Origin of the sequence: Streptomyces sp. SID14436 (assembly GCF_010548465.1) — a bacterium.
Lineage (GTDB): Bacteria > Actinomycetota > Actinomycetes > Streptomycetales > Streptomycetaceae > Streptomyces.
The window spans coordinates 1-5713 of sequence record NZ_JAAGMD010000189.1 but is presented as its reverse complement, the minus strand read 5'-3'; the positions used below and the strand labels follow the sequence as shown (position 1 = coordinate 5713).

Below are 5713 nucleotides of genomic sequence, written 5' to 3'. Positions count from 1 at the left end.
GCACCGCCGCCGTGAGCGCCCCGGCGAAGTCGCCGTCCGGCGCCACCCGGTGGTGGACCGCCAGCACCTCGGCCAGCGGCTCGCCGGCCGCCGCGTCCCCGGGCTCCAGCAGGACCATGACGCAGCCCTCGCCCAGCACCACACCGGCGCCGTGCGCGGCGTGCGTGAGGTGGGCGCGGGCCGCCGAGTACTCCTCGGCCGACCCGGTCAGCACCCGCTGCGCGCGCCCGTCGGCGAGGAGCCTGCGCGCCTGGTCCAGGGCGACCAGACCGGAGAGCCGGCCGGCCGCCACGGTGGTGTTGGGCCCCTTCAGGCGGTGGCGGATCGCGCTGGCCGAAGCGGCCCGGTTCATCGCCATGTTGGGCGTCTTCGACGGCGGCACGTCGATGGGGCTGGCGCCTTCGAGGGACGCCTTGGTGAACTCCATGAAGCCCTGGACGCTGCCGGACGCGATGCCCAGCACGAGACCGGTGCCGAGGTCGCCGTCCGGACCGGGCGAACCGTCCCGGCCGGACGTGCCGTCGGCGCCGGCCGGGGCGGTGCCGGACAGCAGCTCCCGGACGGTGACCGCGGTGAGGCCGGTCAGCCGGTCCATGCCGCGCGTGCCGGCCTTCCCCAGCGCCTCGCGGACCTCGAATCCGGGCACGACACGGGCCGTCGCGTCCGGGTCCGCGGTCCACTCCTCGGGCCCGGCGGACGCGGGCGCCCCGGCACGGGCGCGCAGCCCCGCGGCGAGCGGGTCGCGGCCCGTGCCGTACGGCGACACGGCCGACCATGCGGTGATGACCGCGGTACTCATCGGACGGACTCCCCTCGGGGGCTCTCGTGGCGGCCGAGCAGGACGACGGCGTTGTTGCCGCCGAACGCGAGGCCGTTGTTCTGCACGATCCGCACGTCGGCGTCGACGGCAGTGTTCGGCACCACGTCGACGGGACAGTCCGGGTCGGTGGTGCGGTGGTTGGCCGTGGGCGGCACGAAGCCGTGCCGGACGGCGAGCGCGGAGGCGATGGCGCCCAGGGCGCTGGCGGCCCCCATGGTGTGCCCGATCATCGACTTGACGCCGATGGTGCGCGGCGGCCGGTCCCCGTAGACCTGCCGGATCGCCGCGACCTCGGTGGCGTCGTTGGTCGGGGTGCCGGTGCCGTGCGCGGAGACCAGATCGACCTCCTCCGGCTTCACGGACGCGTTGTCCAGGGCGAGCCGGATGCAGCGGGCCACGCTGTCCCGTTCGGGCGCGGTGGGGTGCGCGGCGTCGCAGTTGATGCCGTAGCCGAGGACCTCCGCGTAGATCCGCGCGCCACGGGCCAGCGCGGACTCCTCGGTCTCCAGCAGCAGCACGCCCGCGCCCTCGCCGGTGAGCAGGCCCGCCCGGTCGGTGTCGAACGGACGGCACTCGTCGGGGGCGACGAGGCCGAGCCGGGAGAAGCCCGCGAAGGTCTTCCGGTTCAGCGCGTCCGCCCCGCCGACGAGGGCCCATTCGGCGCGGCCGCCGCGCAGGGCGTCGAACCCGGCGCCGATCGCGTAGTTGCCGGCAGCGCAGGCGGTGGCGACCGTGGAGGTCTCCACGTCGGACAGGCCGAGCTCGCGGACCACGCCGAGCGCGAGGCTGCCGGTGGCGGTCCGGCCCAGGCTCGCGCCGGTGAAGGCGGTGAGCCCGAGGGCGAGCGCCGACTCGGTCAGCAGGTCGAGCTCGCCGACCTCCCCGTCGGTGGTGCCGACGACGACGGTGCCGCGCCGGGCGAGCAGCCACTCCTCATCGAGTCCCGCGTCGTCGACCGCCATGCGGGCCGCGGCGGCCGCGAACTGCGTGGCCCGGCCCGTCCGTTCAGGATCCACGCGGTGCAGCAGGGCGGCGGCGTCGAAGCCGTGCACCTGGTGGCCGCGCCGGCTGGGGAAGCCGGCCGTGTCGAAGACGGTGATGTCGCCGGTGCCGACCCGGCCGGCCCGCAGGCCCGCGGTGAACTCGGCGACCCCGTTGCCGATGCTGGACAGGGCGCCGCAGCCGGTGAGGACGACGCGGCGCGGCCCCCCGGCGGGGCCGGCCGTCGTCGGGGCGGCGGTCACGGCCGGCGCCGTTCCGCCGTGGCCAGGACGGCGAGGACGGCGTCCAGGTTGACCAGCTTGACCAGCGCGTCCTGCGGGATGACGACGCCGAGTTCCTTCTCGATGCGGGAGAGGATCTCGATGGCGCCCAGCGAGTCCGCGCCGTGGTCCTCGATGAACAGGCTGGTGCCCGTCAGCTCGTCGTCCTCGAGCTCCAGGATGTCGACGATGATGGCCCGGACGGCCGTGACGTCCACGGACGTGTTCACAGTCATGGCAGCTGCCTCTCGGATCTGGATGGCCTGGTGCTCAGGCGGCGTTGCGGATGAGGGACTGGGGACGCATGTCGGTCCAGGTGCGCTCGATGTGCTCGAGCGCGGCGTCGCGGGGGCCGGCGGGCAGGACGGTGGTCCAGCCGGCCGGGACGGCGGCGAACTCGGGCCAGATGCAGTGCTGCCCCTCGTCGTTGACCAGCACCAGGAAGGTGCCGTTGTCGTCGTCGAACGGGTTGTTCTTCATGGATGTCCCTTCCTCGGGGAACAGGTCCGGAATGCCGGGGCCGAAGCCGTCCGGGGTCCTTTCCGGAAGCCGATTTCGGATGTCTCCGCGGTGGTTGAGCGATGTCACCGCAGTCGTTCGAGGTGTGCGGCGAGGATCCGGCCGATCTCCCGCTGCGGTTCGGGCCGCATCATTCCGTCGTGGTCCGAGGCGATGCCGTGGTGCGTGACGCGTCCGCCGATGTACGGCTCCCACACCGCCACCGTCGGGGAGTCCTCGTCGACGCCCTCCTCGGCCGACAGGAAGAGCACGTCCCCGCCGAAGCGGTCCGGCACGAACTCGGCGCTGAGGACCGCGTGATGGCGCACGATGCGCAGCAGCCGGGCCAGCTGCGCCTCGTCGAGGCCGGCCAGCGGGTTGGCGTCCCGCCGGAACAGCTCCAGCACCTCGGAGAGCGTGGGCTCCCCGCCGGCGAACGCCGCCGCGTCGTACCCGCAGTACTCCAGGATCTTGGCGAGGAGGGCCCGGTCGTCCGGGATGCCGTCCGGCTCCGGAACGGGGTAGCTGTCGAGGTTCGCCAGCAGCGCCACACGGTGCCCGAGCCCTTCCAGTCGGGTGGCCGCCGCGTGGGCGAGGAGCCCGCCGAAGGACCAGCCGACGAGGTGGTAGGGACCCTCGGGCTGGATCTGCAGGATCCGGCGGACGTAGTCCTCGGCCATGTCCGCGATCGACGCCGCGAGCGGCGCTTCCGTGACGATCCCGGACGCCTGGAAACCGTAGACCGGGAAGTCCTCGGACAGGTGCTCGGCCAGCCCGAGGTACGGCCAGCTCAGCCCCACCCCGCCGTGCAGGAAGAACAGCGGCTCGCGGCTGCCGTCGGGCCGGATCGGCAGCACCTCCTCGAACGCCTCGAGGAGCAGCGCCGGCCGCCGCCCGCCGGCCACCGGGGCCCGGGCCGCGGCGAGTTCGCCCGCCCGCTCGGCCAGGGTGCGCAGCGCCCGGAACCAGCCCTCGGCCAGCGCCTCGGCGTCCTCGGACTCCAGCAGCCGGCCGGCCCACGTCCAGGTGGCGACCAGGACCGGCCCGTCGGGGCCGTCCTCGACCAGGGCGTCCACCTCGACGGTGTGGCCCAGTGGCATGCCGCCGGACGTCGCCGCGAACGCCTCCCGCGCCTCGGGCGCCGCCGCCCAGCCGCCGTCGTAGGATTCCACGGCGGCGAAACGGCCCAGGTAGTTGAAGCCGAGCTGCGGGTTCACTGCGGGCAGCCGGGCGGACCCGTCGCCGAGGTGGCGCAGGATGCCGTGGCCGAGCCCGTGGTCGGGGAGCGCGGCGAGCTGCTCCCGCATCTCCTTGACCGCCTGCTCGGCACCGAGCGCGGCGGCCCGCAGCAGCACCGGATGGGTGCCGGTGAACCAGCCGACGGTACGGGAGAGGTCGACGCCCGCGTGCAGCTGCTCCCGCCCGTGCGTCTCGACCTCCACGAGCAGGCTCCGGCCGCGCCAGTCGGCCACGGCCAGGCCGAGCCCGGCGAGCAGCACGTCGTTGATCTCCGCCTGGAAGGCCACGGGGCCGTGCTCCAGGAGCGGACGGGTGTGCTCGGCCGGCAGGGTCAGGCGCAGGGTCCGGGCGGTGGCGTAGGTGTCCCGGTCCGGGTCCAGCGCCCGCGCGCCGACCGGGCGTTCCCGGTGCGACAGCAGGGTCTCCCAGTACGGGAGTTCCCCGGTGCGCGACGCCGCCTGCTCCCGGAGCAGACCGGACCAGTGGCGCAGGGAGGTGCCGACCGGGTCCAGGGCCGCGTCGGGCCGCTCGTAGGCGGTGAGCAGGTCGGGCAGCAGCACGCGCCACGAGACGCCGTCCACGACGAGGTGGTGCAGCATCAGGATCAGCCGGCCGGGACGGTCCGGCCCGCGGTCGATCCACACGGCCTGCAGCGTGATCCCCTCGCGCGGGGCCAGCCGGTCGCGCGCGGCCTCCGCCTGGGCGGCCACCGCCCGCCGCAGCAGGGCCTCGTCCGCGAACGCGCGGTGGCCCGCGTCGATGCGGGTCACCAGCGGCGCCACCCGCACCGTGCCCGGCGCGCCGACCACCAGCCGCCAGTCGTCGGGACCCCGGCCCGTCAGGCGCAGCCGCAGGGCGTCGTGGTGGTCGACGACCCGCTGGAGCGCCCCGGTGAGCCGTGGCAGGTCCAGAGCGGCGGGGGTGGTGAGGACCACGGACTGGTTGAACCCGTCGACCGGCCCGCCCTCCTCCAGGAGCCGCAGCATCACCGGGAGGGGTGCCAGCTCGCCCACGCCGTCGTCGGTGCCGGCGATCTCGGCGGGCTCGGCGTCACCGACGGCGGCGGCCAGCGCGGCCACCGTCTTGTGGGTGAACACGTCGGCGGCGGTGACCCGCAGCCCGGCCCGCCGGGCCCCGGCGACCACCTCGATGGAGCGGATGCTGTCGCCGCCGAGGTCGAAGAAGCTGTCGTCGATCGAGACGGACGGCAGCCCGAGCACGCCCGCGAAGACCGCGCCGAGGGCGCGCTCGGTGTCCGTACGGGGCTCCCGCGCCGGACCCGTCGGGTGGGCCGTGGGGTCGGGTGCGGGCAGGGCCTTGCGGTCGATCTTGCCGTTGGGGGTGAGGGGGAGGGCGGGGAGGGTGACGAAGGTGCTGGGGACCATGTAGCCCGGCAGCGTGGCCGCGAGAGCGGTCTTCGCGTCCTCGGTGGTCCCGATCAGATATCCGACGAGTTGTCCGTGGTGGACGGTGGTGGCGGCGTCGGTGATGCCGGGGAGGCGGCGGAGGGCGGTTTCGATTTCGCCGAGTTCGATGCGGTGGCCGCGGATTTTGATCTGGTGGTCGGTGCGTTCGAGGAATTCGAGTTGGCCGTCGGGGCGTTGGCGGACGCGGTCGCCGGTGCGGTACATGCGGGCGCCGGGGTGGGGGTTGTGGGGGTCGGCGGTGAAGGTGGTGGCGGTTTTGGCGGGGTCGTTGAGGTAGCCGTGTCCGACGCCGGTGCCGGCGACGTAGAGCTCGCCGGGTGTGCCGGGGGGTACGGGTTGGAGGTGGTGGTCGAGGATGTAGAGGCGGGTGTTGCGGACGGGGTGGCCGATGGGGGCGCGGGTGTCGAGGGTGGTGGTCGGGGTGATGACGGCGTGGGTGACGTCGTCGGAGCACTCCGTCGGCCCGT

General features: G+C 74.6%; 5 protein-coding genes. All 5 read right to left on the bottom strand.

Annotated features, from left to right (window positions below; genetic code table 11):
• The coding region (locus tag G3I53_RS06840) for a beta-ketoacyl synthase N-terminal-like domain-containing protein (RefSeq protein ID WP_164438123.1) at positions 1-799 on the bottom strand (799 nt) is incomplete at its 3' end.
• Positions 796-2064, bottom strand: a complete 1269-nt coding sequence (locus G3I53_RS06835; protein WP_164438122.1) for a beta-ketoacyl-[acyl-carrier-protein] synthase family protein — start codon at positions 2062-2064, stop codon at positions 796-798. The genes G3I53_RS06835 and G3I53_RS06840, both read right to left, overlap by 4 nt.
• Positions 2061-2318 carry an acyl carrier protein gene (locus G3I53_RS06830; RefSeq protein WP_164334574.1) on the bottom strand — a complete coding sequence of 86 codons (258 nt, stop codon included), beginning with the start codon at positions 2316-2318 and terminating at the stop codon, positions 2061-2063. The genes G3I53_RS06835 and G3I53_RS06830 overlap by 4 nt, the downstream gene beginning before the upstream one ends.
• Before the next feature lie 34 nt (positions 2319-2352).
• Entirely contained in the window at positions 2353-2562 is a 210-nt protein-coding gene (locus tag G3I53_RS06825) for an MbtH family protein (RefSeq protein ID WP_164334575.1), read from the bottom strand.
• A gap of 104 nt (positions 2563-2666) precedes the next feature.
• On the bottom strand, positions 2667-5713 hold a 3047-nt coding region (locus G3I53_RS06820), incomplete at its 5' end, for an alpha/beta fold hydrolase (protein WP_164438121.1).